This window comes from Paenibacillus sp. FSL K6-1122, assembly GCF_037977015.1.
Taxonomy (GTDB): Bacteria; Bacillota; Bacilli; order Paenibacillales; family Paenibacillaceae; genus Paenibacillus; species Paenibacillus amylolyticus.
Genome location: NZ_CP150272.1, coordinates 5,750,603 through 5,771,393, shown reverse-complemented (window position 1 = coordinate 5,771,393; position 20,791 = coordinate 5,750,603). Strand labels below are relative to the sequence as shown.

Annotated in this window: 18 protein-coding genes; all 18 read left to right on the top strand. The window is 48.2% G+C overall.

What is annotated here, in order from left to right; translation table 11 throughout:
* Positions 1–18 precede the first annotated feature (18 nt).
* The 18 genes from NSQ20_RS25895 to NSQ20_RS25810 all read left to right on the top strand — a co-directional run bounded on the left by NSQ20_RS25895 (position 19) and on the right by NSQ20_RS25810 (position 20,790).
* The gene (locus NSQ20_RS25895) at positions 19–1,746 is read left to right on the top strand and encodes a glycosyltransferase family 2 protein (RefSeq protein WP_179086549.1); all 1,728 of its coding nucleotides are present in this window, start codon (positions 19–21) and stop codon (positions 1,744–1,746) included.
* A 353-nt stretch (positions 1,747–2,099) separates the two neighbouring features.
* On the top strand, positions 2,100–2,378 hold the full coding sequence (locus NSQ20_RS25890) for a glutaredoxin family protein (RefSeq protein WP_036605813.1): 279 nt from the start codon (positions 2,100–2,102) through the stop codon (positions 2,376–2,378).
* A 323-nt stretch (positions 2,379–2,701) separates the two neighbouring features.
* Positions 2,702–4,045, top strand: a complete 1,344-nt coding sequence (locus NSQ20_RS25885; protein ID WP_047841256.1) for an LLM class flavin-dependent oxidoreductase — start codon at positions 2,702–2,704, stop codon at positions 4,043–4,045.
* A 170-nt stretch (positions 4,046–4,215) separates the two neighbouring features.
* Positions 4,216–5,859: an ABC transporter substrate-binding protein gene (locus tag NSQ20_RS25880; protein WP_340031181.1), complete on the top strand. Its 1,644-nt coding sequence runs from the start codon at positions 4,216–4,218 to the stop codon at positions 5,857–5,859.
* Between the two features lie 261 nt (positions 5,860–6,120).
* On the top strand, positions 6,121–7,053 hold the full coding sequence (locus tag NSQ20_RS25875) for an ABC transporter permease (protein WP_076253262.1): 933 nt from the start codon (positions 6,121–6,123) through the stop codon (positions 7,051–7,053).
* Between the two features lie 60 nt (positions 7,054–7,113).
* The gene (locus NSQ20_RS25870; RefSeq protein WP_340031180.1) at positions 7,114–8,031 is read left to right on the top strand and encodes an ABC transporter permease; all 918 of its coding nucleotides are present in this window, start codon (positions 7,114–7,116) and stop codon (positions 8,029–8,031) included.
* Between the two features lie 123 nt (positions 8,032–8,154).
* A complete protein-coding gene (gene ssuE, locus NSQ20_RS25865; RefSeq protein WP_340031179.1) occupies positions 8,155–8,703 on the top strand; it encodes an NADPH-dependent FMN reductase in 549 nt (182 codons plus the stop codon).
* 69 nt (positions 8,704–8,772) lie between these two features.
* The gene (locus NSQ20_RS25860; RefSeq protein ID WP_036673424.1) at positions 8,773–9,645 is read left to right on the top strand and encodes a LysR family transcriptional regulator; all 873 of its coding nucleotides are present in this window, start codon (positions 8,773–8,775) and stop codon (positions 9,643–9,645) included.
* A gap of 177 nt (positions 9,646–9,822) precedes the next feature.
* A complete protein-coding gene (locus NSQ20_RS25855) occupies positions 9,823–10,884 on the top strand; it encodes an LLM class flavin-dependent oxidoreductase (RefSeq protein ID WP_036673426.1) in 1,062 nt (353 codons plus the stop codon).
* A 50-nt stretch (positions 10,885–10,934) separates the two neighbouring features.
* On the top strand, positions 10,935–12,161 hold the full coding sequence (locus NSQ20_RS25850) for an amidohydrolase (protein WP_036673428.1): 1,227 nt from the start codon (positions 10,935–10,937) through the stop codon (positions 12,159–12,161).
* Between the two features lie 331 nt (positions 12,162–12,492).
* Positions 12,493–13,353, top strand: coding sequence for a diaminopimelate epimerase (locus NSQ20_RS25845; RefSeq protein WP_036605821.1), 861 nt, complete (start codon positions 12,493–12,495; stop codon positions 13,351–13,353).
* A gap of 43 nt (positions 13,354–13,396) precedes the next feature.
* Positions 13,397–14,191, top strand: a complete 795-nt coding sequence (locus tag NSQ20_RS25840) for an SAM-dependent methyltransferase (protein WP_340031178.1) — start codon at positions 13,397–13,399, stop codon at positions 14,189–14,191.
* A gap of 66 nt (positions 14,192–14,257) precedes the next feature.
* On the top strand, positions 14,258–15,544 hold the full coding sequence (locus NSQ20_RS25835; protein WP_036673432.1) for an opine metallophore biosynthesis dehydrogenase: 1,287 nt from the start codon (positions 14,258–14,260) through the stop codon (positions 15,542–15,544).
* Between the two features lie 232 nt (positions 15,545–15,776).
* Positions 15,777–17,405 carry a nickel ABC transporter substrate-binding protein gene (nikA, locus tag NSQ20_RS25830; RefSeq protein WP_084650475.1) on the top strand — a complete coding sequence of 543 codons (1,629 nt, stop codon included), beginning with the start codon at positions 15,777–15,779 and terminating at the stop codon, positions 17,403–17,405.
* A 13-nt stretch (positions 17,406–17,418) separates the two neighbouring features.
* Complete coding sequence (gene opp1B, locus NSQ20_RS25825) at positions 17,419–18,351, top strand: nickel/cobalt ABC transporter permease (protein ID WP_036673435.1); 933 nt, start codon at positions 17,419–17,421, stop codon at positions 18,349–18,351.
* Positions 18,351–19,247: a nickel/cobalt ABC transporter permease gene (gene opp1C, locus NSQ20_RS25820; protein ID WP_340031177.1), complete on the top strand. Its 897-nt coding sequence runs from the start codon at positions 18,351–18,353 to the stop codon at positions 19,245–19,247. The genes opp1B and opp1C overlap by 1 nt, the downstream gene beginning before the upstream one ends.
* Positions 19,228–20,037 carry an ABC transporter ATP-binding protein gene (locus tag NSQ20_RS25815; RefSeq protein ID WP_127547083.1) on the top strand — a complete coding sequence of 270 codons (810 nt, stop codon included), beginning with the start codon at positions 19,228–19,230 and terminating at the stop codon, positions 20,035–20,037. The genes opp1C and NSQ20_RS25815 overlap by 20 nt, the downstream gene beginning before the upstream one ends.
* Positions 20,038–20,790: an ABC transporter ATP-binding protein gene (locus NSQ20_RS25810; RefSeq protein ID WP_340031176.1), complete on the top strand. Its 753-nt coding sequence runs from the start codon at positions 20,038–20,040 to the stop codon at positions 20,788–20,790.
* Position 20,791 lies beyond the last annotated feature (1 nt).

The window sequence follows — 20,791 nt, the reverse complement described above, 5'->3', positions numbered from 1 at the left end:
GGAAATGGAGGGAGCAACATGAACACACCCGATCAACAGCGCGGGGAAGGACGTCATGGTCGTAACAACAAGGTTAATGCTCGAAATGTTGTCCGTCGAAAAGGTCACAGTCATCACAACATCACTCCAAATATCAGCACTCACAGTGACAACAGCCGCAGTGAAAACAACAGGAATGGCAGCATAAGCAGCGAAAAAAAAGCGGCCTGCCGTGCCACACAACACGATGTCTCGCGATCTGACATGGCAGTCCTGCATGCAGCAGGTCGTCGCTCAATACGGAAATCCAGACGTAAAGGCAAAAGCAGGCGCACACCCAAAGGCGCCAGGCTCTACAAACAGGGGTATACCAGAGGATACAACGAAGGTGTCCGCCAGGGACAGAGCTCGTTTGGTCTTGTTTTTGAAGGAGTTAGCATCATTATCCCCACGTACAATCAGCGGGAGTATGTGCTGCAATGTGTGTCCAGTATCGAGAAACATACCCCTGCCCCTTTCGAAATCATTGTTGTGGATAATGCCTCCAAGGATGGAACTGCCGAGGCCATGCTCCGCAAAGGCGGCATGGTGAGGGTGGCATCCCTGGATAAGAACCGGGGGTTTGCCGGAGGTGTCAATCATGGGCTGATGATGGCGAGAGGACGACATATCATCGTGTTGAACAACGATACGCTCGTTACTCCAGGCTGGCTGGATAACATGATGACTTGTCTTGCCAGTGATCCGAAGATTGGTGTAGTGGGTCCGGTGACCAACTATATTGGCGGGGATCAGCAGATTCAGGTTCCGTACCGTGAGGTAGAAGAGATGTGGCCTTTTGCCGCCACACATAATCGTCCGGATGCAGACAAACATCGAATAACCGATCGCCTGGTCGGATTCTGCTGGCTGTTCTCACGGGAGCTGCTGGAACGGGTAGGTTATCTGGACGAAGGGTACGCGGTGGGCAATTTCGAAGATGATGACTGGATCATTCGGGTGAAGCTGGCAGGATACCAGCTTGCGGTAGCCGGGGATGCTTTTATCCACCACTTCGGAAGTGTCAGTATGAAAGCCTTGGGTGAGCAAGACTTTGCTGTAGTGAATAAGGATAACGAGCAGTTTTATAGCCAAAAGTGGGGAGATCCCCATGCGCTGGTTGCCGAAACCTCCCGCTTGGCTAGACAACAAACCTCTGGTACCCCATCCGGTCAACAAGAGGAGGGTGACACAAACCCAATGGATCCGCGTCAGCGAATCTCAACGCAGGGCAGCCAAGATCCAGCATTACAGTTCAGACACAGTTATGACTTCTACCCGGAAGGTTCGTTCCTGTCCGATGCCAAAGGAGAGGTCTATACTTTAACTGGCGGTCGGCGGCGTAAGTTGAACATCCCTGTACCGCGTGGAATATCTCCTGTTCAGGTTGCCAAACCGGACCTGCTCGCCATTCCTGCCGGAGAAGCACTGATATCAGCGGGGGACGTGCAAAGATGGCCGAGGGAATCACAACAGGTGCATACGACAGCGGTTCATGGTTCTCACAATGGCTGGGCAGAAGGAAGTATTGTTGCCGCAGTGGATGCACCCGAGATTCGATATCAGATCAGCGGAGACAAGCGGAGACGATTTGTTTCGGTCTATGCGGCAGAACGTTGGGGTGTACATTCTGGGAATATAATCAGCGTGTCTGCGGACCAACTGAATTCGATGGAAGAAGGCTGGCCCATTATCGCCCCACCTCAACTCTTGAACCCAGATCTGTAATGTCAGGCGATCTGTTTATGCGAATCAGCAGCATGATGCGGAATGGAAAATGTAGCGGTACCCTGTGTAATCGCTCTGATTCATTCCGCATCCGAATATTACATATGAGTTGGTAGCTAGACTACTGAAGCAATAGCGATTCATTCCTGTAAAATAAGCCATCTTTCAAATTTATAATTTAATCTTTCTATTTGGTTATAGGTTTATTCTATTAGCAGATCCATTGACGCAGGAAGGGCACAGGAGTACATTTAGAGCCATAATTCTTATTTAACAGATAGGAATTGAAGGTCTAGGGCGTTCATATTCAATCGCCCAGATCTTGATCTTAAAACTAATCAGGAGGTATGTCGATGTCATCATCAACCAAAAAAGTCGTGCTGTGGAGCAAAACAGGCTGTCATTTCTGCGGGGAAGTGAAAGCATTTTTGACAGAGCGAAACCAGCCTTTTGAGAACATTGAAGTGCAGGGCAATGACGTGCTGCGTGATGTGCTTGAAGCAAAATATGGCATTCGGCATGTACCCGTTATTGAAGTGGGAGGGGACGGCAAGTTTGAAGCCTTGCTGGAACCTGATCTGGAGAAGCTGGCTGAACTTCTGGCACGAGCGGACGAAGCGGCAGCAGTCTAACGGGAGTTGATATATACCTTTGGAGCAAGCCGTTCCGGTTGCTGCATGATGCAAGATCGCATTTGTACAGCAGCCGGAACGTTCAATAAGTTATAGCTCTCTTGGGATGTAAATGGTCTTATTTACATCTTCAATGTTCATATAGAAAAAATCTATTAGTCACGCTGTTGACCCTTTTACGGGGCAGTGATAAGATTTGTGAAATTAAAACAAACCAAACTCATAGGAATAGTTAACTTTTAAGTTATTTCGCATACGTAATCAGTTCAGTTGGCCCTTGATCATTCTTTTGAAGATTCTAATCCAAGGAAGGCGGAGTGCATATGACAGCGAAACGCAGTTTGAAATTTGGAGCCATTATTCATGGGGTTGGAGGAAGCAACACCACATGGAGACACCCGGAGGTTCTGTCGGATGCCAGCGTTAACTTTGGATTCTACAAACGTCAGGCACTGAAAGCGGAGGAAGGCAAGTTCGATCTGGTCTTTATCGCAGACGGTCTGTATATTACCGAGAAATCCATTCCGCATTTCCTCAATCGCTTCGAACCAATCAGTATCCTCTCCGCTTTGGCTGCCGTTACTTCACATATTGGACTGGTAGGCACCCTCTCGACATCCTATAGTGATCCGTTCACCGTAGCCAGACAGTTCGGTTCCCTCGATCAGATCAGTGATGGCCGTGCAGGCTGGAACGTCGTGACTTCTCCGCTGGAAGGTACAGCGAAGAACTATAGCAAGAGCAGTCACCCTTCGCATCCAGAACGTTATCGCATTGCCGCGGAATATTTACAGGTAACCAAAGGGTTGTGGGACTCTTGGGAAGATGATGCCTTTGTGAGAGACAAAGAGAGCGGTGTCTTCTTCGATCCATCCAAGCTGCACACGCTTAATCATGAAGGAGAGTTTTTCTCCGTACAAGGTCCGCTCAATATTGCCCGTTCACGGCAAGGACAGCCGGTGATTTTCCAGGCAGGTTCATCGGAAGATGGCAAAACGCTGGCGGCGCAAGAAGCGGATGCTGTCTTTACCGGACACGATACGATTGAAGATGCACAGGCATTTTATAAGGATGTGAAAACACGGGCGGCTTCCTATGGACGTTCTTCACAGGATATTGTTATTCTGCCAGGCATCAATCCTATTGTTGGACGGACGGAAGAGGAAGCTGAACAGAAATATCAGGAGATCGCAAGTCTGGTTACCATTGATAAAGCGCTGGATTACCTTGGACGTTTCTTCGAACACCATGATTTCTCCCAATATCCGCTGGATGAACCGTTCCCGGAGCTGAATGGCATTGGAAGCAACAGTTTCCGCAGTGGAACCGACAAGATCAAGAAGGATGCCAAAGAGCAGGGATTGACCTTGCGTGAAGTGGCTCTGCGGGCAGCAACACCGCGTAGCAAATTCCTGGGCACACCGGAGCAGGTTGCTGACAAGATTCAGGAATGGTTCGAGACGGAAGCAGCGGATGGCTTCATTATTGCTTCGGAACTGCCGAGTGGATTGTCTGATTTTGTGGAACTGGTTGTTCCGATTCTGCAAGAACGCGGTCTGTATCGTACGGACTATGAACACGATACATTGCGAGGTAACCTTGGGGTACAGATTCCGGTTAACCGTTATACGGCTGCGAAGAAGCAAGTTGTATCTGATTTGGCATAACGGATAGGGAGCGAACGAGCATTTGATTTTGTCTGTTGTGTTCTCCAAACGGTATTAAAGTAATCACTACGTTTCGTACTATCTTAAAACCGACTTAACTCATAGGATATATAGAGTATTGGTATAAACATCAATTTAATGACACCTGTATACACAGAGGGGGAAGCGATATGAACAGGTCTATCTCATGGATGAAATATATGGCATTGGCAGCAGTATTGGTGATGGTATTATCCGGTTGCGGAGCGGCGGGAGGCAGCACGAACAGTACGGCACAGGCATCAGGCGGGGGGCAGGCCGGGCAAGCCGAAGGAGGCAACCTGACTTTTGCACTTGCAACTTCACCCGATACGCTGGACCCTCATCGCAGTGGGCTTGCCGTAACGGTGCGTGCCATCCGGACGATCTACGACAATCTGGTTGTGCAGCTGCCTGATGGTTCCATCAAACCGTGGCTTGCCACGGAATGGAGCGTATCCGAGGACGGCAAGAGTTATACGTTCAAGCTGCGTGAAGGTGTGAAGTTCCATGATGGTACACCGTTTAATGCGGAAGCCGTGAAATACAATCTGGACCGGGTGATTGATCCGGCCACCAAAGCTGCCAATTCTCTGGCCCTGATTAGACCGTATAGCTCCTCCGAAGTCATTGATGAATATACCATCAAGGTAAATCTGGAAGCACCATCACAAGCCTTTCTTGGCAACTTGAGCCAGGCACTTCTGGGGATCGTATCCCCTACAGCTGCCCAAAAATATGGTGACCAGCTAGGTAAAAATCCGGTGGGCACAGGTCCGTATACCTTTGTGAAATGGGATGAAAATGCGGATATCGTCGTTGCCAAAAACAAGGATTACAACTGGGGACCTGAGACGGTTGAAAATAAAGCCGCGCCCCATGTGGATACGATCACATTCAAGATTGTACCGGAAGAAGCGACGCGTATCGGAAGTGTACAGAGTAGTCAGGTACTCGCTGCCGAGACGGTTCCACCGCAGAATATCGCTGCATTAAAAAACGATCCGAACCAGCAATTGTTGCAGGCCAATACGGTTGGGTTGCCATACACACTCTTTTTCAATCTGCGCAAAGCGCCTTGGGATGATGTGAAAGTAAGGCAGGCGGTACAATCCGCTGTAGATGTGGAATCGATTGTCAAAACATTGTATCTGGGCAACTACGAACGTGCATGGTCCGCACTGTCTCCTGGAATCCTGGGTTATGATGCATCGCTGGAAGGTAGCATTAACCCGGACATCAACAAAGCCAATCAGCTGCTCGATGAACAAGGCTGGGTGAAAGGCGCTGACGGTATTCGTGCCAAAGACGGCCAGAAACTGATCCTGCGTTATGTCGATGGTTCGCCCAATCGGGAGAAACGCAATGACATTGCCGCCATTATCCAGCAACAGTTGAAACAGGTTGGCATTGCTGTTGAAGTCGAGATTACAAAAGACGTAGCAACGGTCATCTATCAGAACTGGGATTATGATCTCTATGGCAACAGTCAGGTCAATTCTGATCCTAATGCCTTGTACGCTTTCTATCATACGAGTGCAGAGGGCGAGCGCCCGACATTGTCCGGTTTGTCTGATCCAAAGATCGATGAATTGCTGGAGCAGGGAGCGGTCGAGACGGATCCTGATAAACGTGTTCAGATCTACAATCAAATCCAGCAATACCTGATTGAGCAAGCGGTAATTCTGCCGATCTATGTATTCCCGTATACCGTCGCTGCATCCAAAAAGGTCGAAGGCATCAAGTTTGATTCACTGGGGTATCCACTCTTTAACGACGTCCGCATTCAGCCCTAACAGAGGTTGTTCAAAAAGTCCACTTTTGATTACGAGTCATGCCTAATGGCATGATCAGCATCGAATATGAAATTCAGCCGAAATAAGCGGGGGGCTTACGAAGGATGTTTCCTTCGGAAACATTTCAGTTGCTCACGTAGTTTCCTACGCTCCGCTACTCCATTTCTAGCTTCATTCCATCTTCTCGGTACTGAAAACTGGTCTTTTTGAACACGTACTATAGGAACGACCAATCCAGATTCAGGAAGGAGATATCCCGGTATGGTTCAAACGATACTGTCACGACTCGCAACATCGCTTCTGGTTATTTTCGGAGCTTCGGTGCTGGTGTACTGCATCATGTATCTTCTGCCGGGTGATCCGGTTCTGCTCATGCTGGACCCGTCCTCGGCTACCCCGGAGATGATCGAGAATCTGCGGGTTCAGCTTGGACTGGATCAGCCGTTTTACATCCAGTTTGCGAACTATTTTGGTGATATGCTGCGTGGGGATTTCGGCAAATCAATGATCAATTCGGATCCGGTATTGCCCAAAATCCTGGAACATTTTCCAGCGACACTGGCTTTGACCGCACTCAGTTCAATCATTGCCATCACGATTGGAATTACACTTGGTGTACTGTCTGCGATTCATCGCAATGGCGTGATTGATTTCGTCGCTAGGCTCGTTGGACTGTTCGGTATCTCCATGCCAACCTTCTGGACGGGGATACTGCTCATCCTGTTATTTTCAGTACAGCTTGGCTGGTTCCCTGCGATGGGTTCCGACGGATTCAGCTCACTGGTTCTTCCGGCAGCTACGCTGGGTCTCGTTGGTGCAGGGTTTATCGTACGAATGGTGCGGAACAGCATGCTGGAAGTCATCAATGAACCGTTTATCGTGGCATTACGGGCTAAAGGACTTTCGGAGCGTGCCATCATGTATAGCCATGCACTGCGTAATGCGCTTATTCCTGCTGTAACGGTAATCGGCATGCTGATCGGTGATCTGCTTGCGGGAACCGTTGTGGTGGAGACCGTCTTCTCCAGACAGGGGATCGGCCGAATTATTGCGGATGCGCTAATGGCCAAGGATCTGCCAGTGGTGCAAGGGGTTGTTTTCTTTACATCCATTATCTATGTGGTCTTGAATCTGCTGGTGGATATCTCGTATTCGTACATTGATCCCCGGGTTCGGCGTGCAGTCCGAACATGATATCGGATAGAACAGTCAGAAGTGTCCTGACACGGAGTATGAAAGGAGGAGTTGTTGCTCATGAGCATGAAACCTTTGGCTGGTGACAAAAAAGCATGGGCCGGCAGTGTAGGACGTATCCATCTGTGGAATCGCCGCCCTTGGCGTTATCGCGTCTCATTCGCGGTATCCCGATTATTCTTTTATGTAGCATTGCTGGTGGTGGTGTTTACCGTGGCATGTGCGATTGTACCGGGCTGGATTGCGCCCTATGATCCAACTCAGATGATGACGGATGCCATTCTGCAGGCTCCTTCTGCTGCGCATCTGTTCGGGACGGACTATTTTGGCAGGGATATCTTCAGTGTGGTTGTGCATGGAAGCAGGGATTCGCTGCTCATTGGATTTGCTTCCGTTCTAGTGGGCGGTATTGTCGGTAGTGCGCTTGGTATTATCTCCGGTTATGCCGGAGGAATTGTTGATACTGTCACGATGCGGGCTGTCGATATTCTGATGGCTGTACCCGGCGTGCTCCTTGCATTGTCTGTTGCAGCTGCTCTTGGGCCAGGACTGATGAACATTGCACTGGCTGTTGCGGTTTCCTCCATTCCGGGCTACGCACGGGTGATGCGTGGGCAGGTCATATCAGTCAAAGGTCTCCCTTTCATTACAGCAACACGTTCACTGGGCGGTTCCAATACCCGTATTTTTTGGAAACATGTACTGCCACATTCGTTGTCACCCTTGCTGGTCATGGCTACGCTGGGCGTAGGGACATCAATCCTGACGGGCTCCGGACTCAGTTTTCTGGGACTTGGGGTGTTGAAGGAAATTCCGGATTGGGGCGCATTGCTCTCGCAAGGTAGAGGTTATCTGACGGTTGCCTGGTGGATATGTACGTTCCCGGGTCTGGCGATCACGTTGTTTGTACTGGCGGTTAATCTGATTGGAGACGATATTCGCGATCGGCTGGACCCTAAAGTAAAAGGAGCGGCTTGACCGCTATTCCAAAATATAAGAATTTATAAGTTTCACCCTTTCCATTTTTATATTTCACTGCGAAACGGTAGCTGTGCCACCAGAGGACGGCGACAGCCGTTTACGCTTGAGGAGGAGAAATTCATGTCACATGTTGTCATTATTGCAGGATCACCTTCCAAACGTTCGCGTTTGACAGGTCTGACGGATTACAGCAGCCAGAAATTAACGGAGGCAGGCATCACCGTTGAAGTCATTCATGTTGTGGATCTGCCTGCTGAGGATCTGGTGCAAGCCCGGTTTGACAGCTCATTCATTCGTGATGCACTTGCTGTCGTGGAAGCGGCGGATGCAGTTATTGTGGCTACACCGGTATACAAGGCATCGTACTCAGGAGTGCTCAAGTTGTTCCTGGATCTGATTCCGCAAGAAGGGTTGCGGGGCAAGTTGACACTTCCGCTCGTTATCGGTGGCTCCATTGCTCATCTGCTCGCCATTGATTATGTATTGAAACCTGTTCTGGCAGCCCTTGGTGGAAGACATATCTTGGGTGGCGTGTATGCTGTGGATCAGGGAATTGAGCGATTGGATGATGGAAAATTTGTACTCTCGGCAGATGTGACTACACGTTTGGATCGCTCGCTGGATGAATTGATATTGACACTGGAAAAGGATGGGATTACGATATCATAAAACCAAGTAAGCGTATTGGATAAATCAATATAAAATCAAACGTCTGCGGACGTGGATACGGAGGCGCTCATGAATATCGAGAATATTGAAGCATTTGTATATATCAATCATTATGGAAGCTTCAATAAGGCTGCCGAAGTACTCTTCTTGTCCCAACCTTCGGTCACAGCTCGCATTCAGTCACTGGAAAGGGAGCTGGGCTGCAAGTTGTTTGATCGGCTTGGCAAACAAATTGTGCTGACAGATGAAGGTCGGAAATTCCTGCCATATGCGCAGCAAGTGCTGCAAGTGATTCAGAAGGGCAAGCAGAAGATTCAGCAACGGCGATCAACACCGGATGCTCTTCGACTTGGTAGTACAGTATCGGTATCCAACTATGTCATTCCCGATTTTTTACCCAAGATCAAGGAAGCTTACCCCGAAATTAATATCAAATTGACGACCGCAACGACGGATCAGCTGATTGCCAAACTGCTTGGTCAGGAGATCGATCTTGCTTTTGTCCGCAAGGTCATGCATCCTGCGATCCGTACGGTTGCTTTTTATGAAGATCCGATCCAGCTCTATGTGTACAAAGGGCATCCATTCATTGAGAGCGGGCATGTCAGCATGGAAGCTATCCGGAATGAGCAACTGGTCTTTTTCGAATGTGGTTCACTGGACTGGCTTCGCATTCACCGGGCTTTCGACTCGCTGGAACATCCGCCGAATATTACATACCATGTCGATAATTCGGAGACGGCGAAGAAACTGGTTATGCAAGGGGCAGGCATTGCCTTTCTCCCGGGACTCACGGTGAAGAAGGAAGTGCAGAATCAGGAGCTGTTCCCCATTCAGGTACATGAGGTAGCAGGTGTATCGTTGCAGATCAGCGTCGTTACTTTAAAAGAAGAATATTCGCCATTGGCAGAGCCCTTCGGGGAACTGCTGCGGAAGTTATAGAGCGTCTAACGTTGAATCTGACTTTTACACCAAAACGGAGAGTGCAGAACCAATCTGAAGAAGCGAAGCGTGATCGGAAGATGGTACTGCAATCGGAGTGATAAAGTGTAAGATCTCAAGTTCAACTTAATAGTGATCCAAGAACAGAGGTTCAGCACAATCAAGGAGGAGAAGGATATGAGTATTCGTGTTGGCATTTTGGATCAGACTCCCATCTATGAAGGGGAAACGGCGGTGGATGCTTTTCGGCATACGATTGAGCTGGCACAGCGGGCAGAGCAACTTGGATTCCATCGGTTCTGGGTGTCGGAGCACCATGATTCAGGGCATGTTGCAGGTTCCTCCCCGGAAGTACTCATCTCCCACTTGCTTGCGCATACAAAGCGGATTCGGCTGGGGTCTGGCGGAGTAATGCTCCAGCATTATAGTCCATACAAAGTCGCCGAGAATTTCAATATCCTCGCCGCGCTCGGACCAGGAAGAGTTGACCTGGGAATCGGTCGTGCACCAGGCGGGTTACCACGTTCGACACAGGCGTTGCAGGAAGGTATTCAGGAAGCCGCATCTCTTCAAGAGAAAATTGTTCAGGTGAAACGATACATCCACAATGAGCCGCTTGAAGATCAGTCGCATCCACTTGCAGGTCTCAGCGCTTCGCCAGTGTCGGACATTCCAGCGGAGCTGTACGTACTTGGAGCAAGTGTCGATAGTGCGGGCATGGCTGCGGAACTGGGACTCCCATATGTCTTTTCACTGTTCATTAACAGTAATATAGAGGTAGCGCTTCAAGCGATCCGTGTATATCGTGAACAATTTGATCGTTCCCAGGGACGAGAGCCCTACGCTGCACTAGCCATATCGTTAATTGTGGCCGAGAGTGAGGAGGAAGCGGAAGGACTTGCGAGCGAGCATATGCTGGTGAAGATCCATCTGGAGAGTGGGAAAGTACTCACTGTCGGTTCTGTGGAACAGGCGGAAGAATTCGGCCGTCAATCAAACGAAACCTATCGGATCGAGATTTTGGAGCCAAGTGTGACCCGGGGTACGAAGGAAAGCGTAGGTCAGGCACTGCTGAAGTTCCAGCAGGAGTTTGCTGTGGAAGAGTTCATTGTGACTACAGCTACACGGGACTTTACCAAGCGAATTCGTTCATTCGAATTGTTGCGTGAGATTCTGGCAGAGCAGGGACTCAGTGAATTTGCACTGGAATCCAAGGAACAGGAAGCTGCAATCGGATAGAGTTAGGCAGTTAATATAACAGTGAATATATACGAATGGGAGGCCATGTGATGAAAAGTGATCTGGAACAGCCCAAGCAGCATTCTGACCAACAAGTACAGGGCCCCGAGCATGAACTTCACGGTGAACGGGCGGAAGAATTCGTGGAAAGATTAATCACCATTCGGCGACATCTGCATCGTAACCCGGAATTGTCCGGCGAGGAAAAGGAGACGACGGCAGCCATTCGCAGTTGGCTGGAAGAGGAAGGCGTCCGTATTGCAGACGAATATGCGCTGCGGACAGGGCTTGTCGCTGAAGTGGGTCAAGGGGACGGTCCTGTTGTCGCCCTAAGAGCAGATATTGATGCGTTGCCCATTCAGGAAGAGACAAAGCTGGAATTTTCCTCCCAGGTAGATGGAAAGATGCACGCATGCGGACATGACGCACACACGGCAATTCTGATCGGTGCTGCACGATTACTGAAACAGCGCGAGTCCATCCTACCGGGAAAAGTACGGTTGATATTCCAGCCATCAGAGGAAAAAGCAACGGGTGCTCGGCAAGTGATCCAGAGCGGCGCATTATCCGATGTTCGGGCCGTATTTGGGTTGCATAACAAGCCTGATCTCCAGGTAGGTACGGTGGGCATTCGGGAAGGCGCATTGATGGCAGCAGCAGACGGTTTTGTTGTCAAAGTGGAAGGTGTAGGCACCCATGCAGCTGTGCCTGAAGCCGGCATTGATCCAATTGTGGTTGCCGCACATATTGTTACGGCATTACAGGCCATTGTGAGTCGCAATGTGGGAGCACAGGAGAGTGCTGTAATCAGTGTCACCAAGCTCCACAGTGGCACAGCCTGGAACGTTATTCCGGATGAAGCGATTCTCGATGGCACAGTGCGTACCTTTGATGAGAAAGTGCGTGCACGGATTCGCGAGCGTTTCAATCAGGTAGTCGCCGGTGTGGCGGCAGCCTATGGCACACGGGCTACGGTCCGCTGGATTCAGGGACCTCCTGCCGTGGTCAACGATGAGTCTCTGGCATCTGCGGCGGAGCAAGTTGCAAGTGAGATTGGATTAAACAGTTTTAGACCGCTACCTTCTCCAGCAGGTGAGGACTTCTCTTTTTATCAAAAAGAAGTTCCCGGCCTGTTCCTCTTCCTGGGCACCTCTGGCCCGCATGAGTGGCATCACCCTGGCTTTGATGTGGATGAACGGGCTCTGTCGCTGGGAGCACATCTTCTGGCTGCACTGGCTGAGAAAGCACTGCACAATGTGCAAGCACATCAAGAGTGATGAGTACAGTGAATCACTGGATCATATCCAGATCGAAACGGTTCCGTTCGACGGCAACCGTTTTTCGTATTCCCTTTTTTAGTGAGAGCGAGGTAGGAACGACGATTCGTTGAATCTTATCAGATGGTGTAATTATGGCTAGGGCTGGCGTAGAAGCGTCAGCTCTGTTTGGGTTTTCTTACAGGAGGTGCTGCTAAAGGTATTATGAAATTTTATTTTTTTAAATGGAAATATTTGTTGACGCTCCCCAAAAAGATGTGCTATATTTTTCTCGACCTTTAATCGTAATTATTACTATTAGATAAAAAGAAGAACAGGAGTAGTCGCTGCGATGAAACAGGAGATCGATTTTATCAAGTTCAGTCCCACCCAAAACATGACGATTCTGGTTAAAACGGATCATGCAGCAGAGAAATACAATCATATTGCAACTCGTCTAATGTCGTATGATAACGTTTACGCTGAACAAGTGGGATTCATTGAACCAACGAGGAGACCGGAAGCTGTGGCCCGCCTGGAAATGGCCGGAGGAGAGTTCTGTGGCAATGCCTGTATGGCACTTGCAGCACACCAAGCATCTGAAGCAGGACTGGCACATCAGGAGTCTATGGACATCATGCTGGAGGTTTCCGGAACCGATCAATTGATCATGTGCCATGTGAAGAAGCAGCAGAACGAATATGACTGCCAGGTAACTATGCCGATACCAAAGCAGATCGAACAACGAACAATCCGATACGAAGGCATCGAACTCGATATGGTGATCATCCGGTACGCTGAGTTCATCCATATCGTGATTGAAGTCGATGACTTCGACGATACGATGAAGAAGAGGGCACAGACCCTTGCAAGATTACTGGGACTAACCCTGGGGGATAAGCTGATTGGTATCTTGTTATATCAATCACACTCGGAAGAAATGGCCCCACTCATCTATGTTCCGGAGCTGGATAGTCTGATCTGGGAGAGAGGGTGTGGCTCGGGTACGGCCTCCGTGGGAGCGTATCTCGCATGGAGCCAGCAGAGGCAGATTACGCAGTACATCAAGCAGCCTGGTGGTGCGATCAAAGTGGTAGCCCAGTGGGATGGCACAGAACTTGAGAGTATTACGATTGAGGGATCTGTTGGCATCGTGGCTCAGGGCAAAGCCTTCATAGATGCTCCAGCAGAATGGAGCGTTGTAAACGCATGAGGTACATGATACATGATCGAGACAACGTATAGGGGGAAAAGAAATGATCACATTGGTCCATTTTCAGACATGTTTGAGTGAATTTGCAGAGAAATTCGATAAGCTCGCGAGCAAGTATGATCATACGATTCAGCATAGTGCAGAGCTGGAGGCTGTGATCAATGACTATTCCCGCTTTGTGACTGATCAGGACAATAAGGCAGCCTGGGAACAGTTGGAGCATTCGGAGTTGGAAAAACTGGATTCGCTTGTGTGGGAGTTAAGAAATAAATCCGCCCAGTGTGTGGCGATCATGGAGAAATATCGTGCATTAAAGTTAGAGAACGGGGATGTGCAGATTGCCGATTATTTCAAAAATATAGAAGAGTGTATCGATAAAGAATTCGGCAGCTTCCATGTCACCTCCGATTCCAGAGTGTTGTTGGTAGGCTCCGGTTCATTCCCCATGACACCATTACTCATCGCCAAGCGAACAGGTGCACAGGTCGTCGGGATCGATATTGATGAAGAATCCATTAGACTCGGGCAGAAGGTGTTGGAGACGCTGGGCGCGGGCTTGAAGATACGTTTGCAGTCAACCTTGCTGGAAAATCTGGAGTATACCAAGGAAGCAACCCATATCATTTTCAGCTCTACGGTGGCCCCTAAATATGAGCTGCTTGATCAACTGCATGCCCTGACGAATGCACAGGTGGTTGTAGCCATGAGATACGGTGATCAGTTGAAGTCCTTGTTCAATTATCCGATGAGAGAGACGGACAGCAACAAATGGAAGCTGGTGGATACGATCCTGCGCCCGGATGATGTGTTTGATATTGCGTTGTATCAAAAAGCATAGGTATGCAAGTGCATCCAAGTGCGTCCAAATGGATTACAGATTGAACATTGAATTAAGGAGGCTTATATGAGCAATCTTCAGCGAATTCTGATACTCGGAACCGGACCTGCATCCATTCAGCTTGCGGTAACGCTCAAAGATCATCTCAACTGCTGTATAGGCATTACGGGGAGACAATCGGTTCGTTCAGCGTCTGTATTCGCAGCCCTCGAACAGAGCAATGGGCGTATTCAGGTCAGCATTCAAAATGAGAAACATCAATCGCTCGCAGGTGAGTGTTACGTTGATCATGTGTTCAAGGGATATGACACCATTGATGGTAAATGGGATACACTTATTTTGGCGGTTACCACCGATGCGTATATCGATGTACTGGAACAAATGAATGATGAATTCATCAAACAACTGAAATGTATCATTTTGATTTCTCCAACGTTTGGGTCGAATCGACTCGTGACCCATTATATGAGAGAGCGGAATGCAGCGCCGGAAGTGATCAGTTTCTCTACCTACCTTGGAGATACCCGTTGGATGCACGTACATCCGTCGAATCATGTGATTACTACAGGGGTCAAAAAAAAGGTCTATGTCGGTTCCACTCGTTACCCGTCTGAACAGGTTAGTAAGCTACGCCAAGGTTATGAGCGTTTGGGTGTTGCGCTGGAAGTGATGCGATCCCCACTGGAGGCGGAAACGAGAAATATCTCGTTGTACGTACATCCACCCTTGTTCATGAATGACTTCTCATTAGAATACATCTTCGGAGCTCCAGATACTCAGAAATACGTATACAAGATGTATCCTGAAGGTCCGATTACACAAGTTTTGATACGGGAAATGCGGGCACAGTGGCAGGAGATTAAGAATATTACGGACCGACTCCATATCCAGGGAGTGAACCTGCTTCAATTCATGACGGATGACAACTATCCGGTTCGATTAGAGAGTATATCACGCCAGGATATCGAGAATTTCAATCAGCTGCAGGTCATTCATCAGGAGTATTTATTATACATACGGTACGCCTCATTATTGATTGATCCATTCTCGGAACCCAATTCGGAAGGGAAATATTTCGACTTTTCAGCAGTCCCATTCCGCAAAACGTTCATGAACCGCGAAGGGGAACTAGATATTCCCCGCATGCCCAAGGAAGATTACTACCGCATCAAAATCATTCAGGGTATTGCCAGACATCTCGATGTGAGCTGTCCAACGATTGATCAATTTATCGCCAGATTTGAAGCGAAGATTCAGGAAATGACTGACGCACATTCGGATCAACGCTTGTCCGAAGCCTTTGCGATCCAATCCTTTGAAGAGGATATCCGCATGATCTGCACCGGACTTTGAGTAATAGGGTCTGATTACATTTAAATAATGCAAATTAAATTTTGTTTTACACAGTAACGGGGGGGGGCAGAAAGAACCTGAAGAAGCGAAGCGTTCGCCTTTATCACCGGATTTTCTCTTTGGAAAAGAGATCAAAAAAATCTGGGGATAACAGCGATCGGAAGGTTGTTCTGACCACGTAGTGGTCTTGTGTAAAGTTTGAATTTTAATTTGCTCATCAGGAGGAAATGTTGTGAAAAAGGGTCTTACTTTTACATCTATACTATTGCTGGTGTCAGCCATTGCGCTGCTCGCCGGATGCGCTCAGAACACAACAGAGAAAGAGGGCGCCCAAACGGAGTCTGTAAATAGCCAGGTAGAAACAGAACTTATCTATGCTTCTGCCAAAGATATTAATGATATGAACCCCCATCTGTATACAGGTTCCATGCCTGCGCAAGGGATGGTATATGAGTCTCTGGTGGAAAACACACCTGACGGCATCAAGCCATTGCTGGCGGAATCATGGGATATCTTGGAGGATGGCAAGACCTATACCTTTCATCTGCGACAAGATGTGAAATTCCATGATGGGGAGCCGTTCAACGCACAGGCGGTCAAACAAAATATCGATGCCGTTCAGGCCAATGCCGAAAAACATGCCTGGATCAAGCTGTCTACCAAAATCACAAGTGTAAAAGTTATAGATGAGCATACGGTGGAGCTGACGCTGTCGGAAGCCTATTATCCGGCACTGGTGGAATTGTCCATGACAAGACCTTACGTCTTCATATCACCCAAGGATTTCAAGGATGGAGGAACCAAAGACGGAGTAAGTGGTTTCCACGGCACAGGACCTTACAAGCTTACTGCTCATAAAGTTGAAGAGAATGCCACGTTTGAAGCCAATGAAGACTATTGGGGTGGTGCACCTGCAATCAAGAAAATCACATCCAAGGTTCTTCCCGCAGGTGAAACAACATTCCTGGCATTGCAAAAAGGAGAGATCAACTTTGTGTTCACCGATGACCGGGGAGCAGATAGCATCGATGTCGAGGCCATGGACCAATTAGCTGAATCTGGTGGTTATCAAGTGGTTCGAAGCGAAGCGATGAATACCAATATGATCGTAGCCAATAGCAGTCGCCAGAATAGTCCAGTTCAGGAAACGGCAGTGCGGGAAGCGCTATGGGTTGGCATTGATCGGGAAACGATTAGTAAAGATATCTTTAACGGAACGCAGACTGTAGCAGACACGCTATTTTCAGCCAATGTCAATTACGCCAAGGTAGACCTTAAGAAACGGGAGTATGATCCGGAATTGGCTAAAAATCTTCTGGACCAAGCTGGCTGGACATTGGCAGATGGTAAAGGGGTGAGAACGAAGAACGGTCAGCCTTTAGCCATGAAATTATACTATGACAGCAACTCGTCTTCACAGAAAATACAGGCTGAATTGATCCAGTATTCGATGAAAGAATTGGGTGTTCAGCTTGAGATCGGTGGCGAAGAATCCACTTCCATTGCGAATCGGAGAGCTACCGGGGAATATGATCTGCTCTTTAATCAAACCTGGGGGCTGGCTTATGATCCACAGAGTACCATTGCAGCATTTACGTCTGATTCGGCATACAAGCATACAACAAGCGGAATTGCCCAAGCAGATGAACTTTATCAGAAAATTGATGCGGTTATGGTTTCCACGGATGAGGCTTCACGCCAATCCCTGTATGCCGACATTATGAAGATCGTCCATGATGAAGCAGTCTTCATCCCGATTACCAACGGACGTGTTACCGTAGTCGCTCCCGAGAATCTTAATGGAATCTCATTCAAGCAGACTCAATATGAACTACCTTTTGAACAAATGAATTTTAAATAGAGCGGAGATGGATATGGGAAGTTATATCGTCAAAAGGATTCTGTTAACCATCCCTTTACTGATTATCATTTCATTTATAACGTTTGTTCTGATTAATCTATCTCCCTTGGACCCGGCGGTTGTTGTGTTACAGGCACAGGAAGTTCCGCAGATCACGGATGAACTGATCGCCCAAACGAATAAAGCGCTGGGATTCGATCAGCCGTTCATGATCCAGTATGCGAACTGGATCATGGCTGTTGTACAGTTGGACTTTGGCAACTCTTATGTATCTGGTGAACCTGTGTGGTCATTAATGGGGCCGGCTTTTATGAACACATTGAAGTTAACACTTGTCTCATCGGTATTTATTATTGCGCTGTCCATTCTGCTGGGTGTGATCTGTGCCATGAGAGAAGGCAAGTTGCTGGATCGATCGGTCAGAGGCGTATCATTTTTCCTAACAGCCATGCCGTCCTACTGGCTTGCAGCCATGATGATCTGGTATTTTTCCGTCAAGCTGGACCTGTTACCTACCAGCGGCATGGACTCGTATCGAAGCTACATTCTACCGGTGATTGTGATCACGGTGAGTTATACGGGCATTTACTTCCGAACGGTTCGAAGTTCCATGCTGAGCAATATGAATGAGGACTATGTGTTATATGCACGGGCAAGTGGCCTGAGCGAGAAGAAAGTCACCCTGCATATTCTAAGAAATTCATTACAGGTGGCCGTGTCCATCTTTTGCATGGCGATCCCAATTGTGTTGGGCAGTACGGTAGTCATTGAAAATGTATTTGCCTGGCCGGGGCTTGGGAGGCTCAGCGTGAAATCCATTTTAAGCAGGGATTTTCCGATTATTCAGGCGTATGTTCTGATGTTGGCTGTCACTTTTGTGTTGTTTAACACGTTATCCGACATCATTAATGCGGCGATGAATCCCCGGTTGAGAAAGGAATTCTGATGCGAATATTGAAAAATCTGCGCAAAGACAAGCTTGCGTTGACCTCTTTGCTAGTGATTATGGTCACGCTTATGGCGGGCATATTGGCTCCGCTTATTGCGCCACATGATCCTGGACAAGTGAACATGAAGCTTCGATACGCCTCCTCGTCCTGGGAGTATCTATTAGGCAATGATCATCTGGGCAGATGTGTATTATCCCGGCTTATCTATGGCATCCGTCCAAGTGTGTTATGGGTTCTGGTTGCGCTCAGTCTATCTGTTCTGATCGGGGCCATTGTTGGATTCATCGCAGGTTACTTCAAGGGAAAAGTGGATGCATGGATCATGAGAGTCTGTGATATCATGCTGTCTTTTCCCGGATACGTGATGACACTGGCGGTGGTTGGCATTTTGGGTGCAGGACTGGAGAATATACTGATTGCCTTTGTGTGGATGAAATGGGCCTGGTTTGCCCGTGTTATTCGCACATCTGTGATGCAATTCTCTGATATGGATTATGTAAAATTCGCCAAAGCCTCCGGCACACCCAATCTGAGAATTATAACCAAACATATTGTTCCGGTTACCTTTGCCGATATTGCTGTCATTGCGAGTGGTTCCATGTGTTCAATGATGTTGCAGATCTCCGGCCTTTCCTTTCTGGGGCTTGGCATTCAGGCTCCGCATGCGGAGTGGGGGATGATGCTCAATGAGGCGAGGGAAGTCATGTTCTCCAGACCAGAATTAATGTTGGCACCAGGCCTGGCCATTGTGGTTGTGGTGTCTGCTTTTAATTTTCTATCGGATGCCCTTCAGGTGGCTCTGGACCCCAAATTGATGACCTCTCAAGGTAAGTCTGACAAGTCTTACGAAAGTGAGGTGAGAAAGGCCACTTATGAATATAGTCGAGGTTGAACATTTGAAAGTATGGGATACCAATACAGGTAAAGTGATCATTCATAACAGTTCATTCGAAGTTAAGCAGGGAAGCTGTATGGCCATCGTGGGGGAAAGTGGTAGCGGGAAGTCCGTTACGTGCAGGGCTATCATGCGACTGAACAAGCCATGGATTCGCCAATCGGGCAGGATGTTATTTCAGGGCGAAGACCTGAACCAGCTTTCGGAACCGGAGATGCGGCGTAAGCGGGGCAAGCATCTATGTATGATTTTGCAGAATGGCATGAGTGCATTTGATCCTTCCTGTGTCATTGGTGTTCATATTCGGGAGACGCTTCAGCAGCATTTTGGCTGGAATACCCGCGAGAGTGAACGGAAAATCATCAATGCCATGGAAAGCGTCATGCTCAGACATCCGCGCGAGATTCTGAATCAATATCCACATCAGCTGTCCGGTGGAATGCTGCAACGAATCATGATTGCACTGGCATTAGTGCTTGAGCCTGATCTGATTATTGCGGATGAGCCGACAACGGCGCTGGATACGATCTCTCAATATGAAGTGGTGGAGCAATTGATTCATTTACGCGAACGCATGGGCTGTTCCATGATGTTCATCTCCCATGATCTCGGCGTTGTTCAGAAGATTGCAGATGACGTGATGGTCATGAAAGACGGAAACATCGTAGAGCATGGCAGCATGCATTCTGTTTTGACAGAGCCGAAGCATGCCTATACGCAGTATCTGGTCTCTACCCGACTGGAGCTAAGCAATCATTTTAAGGCGTTGATGCAGGGGGACTTATAGATGCTAAAGGTCGAAGGTATCGAAAAATCATATAACCAAGGCGGACTGTTCTCCAAGCATAGACATCAAGTTTTGAAACAAGTTACCTTTGAATGCCAGCAGGGTGAGTGTCTCGGTATCATCGGTGAAAGCGGAAGCGGTAAATCGACGTTGGGCCGTCTAATTCTGGGCATTGAACGGCCGGATCGTGGAACGATCTCGCTGGATGGTAAAGACGTACAGGATCGACGTGTACGGATGGGAAACCTCAGCGCTGTTTTTCAAAATTATACATCCTCCATCAATCCATTTCTTACCGTGGAAGCTGCCATTATGGAACCGATGCAAGCGCAGCAAAAACTGCGAAAGCATCAGGGAAACTCAGAGAAGGTAGATCTGTTGCTGAACCAAGTTGGACTGGGCCCTTCCTATAGATCCAAATATCCGCATGAACTATCCGGCGGGGAGGCTCAGAGAGTGTGCATTGCCAGGGCCATCTCGACAGCCCCAAAACTTATTGTGTTCGATGAAGCGATCAGTTCACTGGACGTGTCTGTTCAGATCCAGGTGTTGCAATTACTGAAAGAGTTGAAAGAAATCTATAAGCTGAGCTATGTCTTTATCACACATGATATACAAGCGGCAGCTTATATCTGTGACAGGGTTATCATTTTCAGAGAGGGTCAGATTGAAGAGATCGTTCCTATTGAGCAGCTAAAGGATGTTCAGTCAGACTATGCGAAGAAATTATTGAAGCATTTAATACCATTTTAGG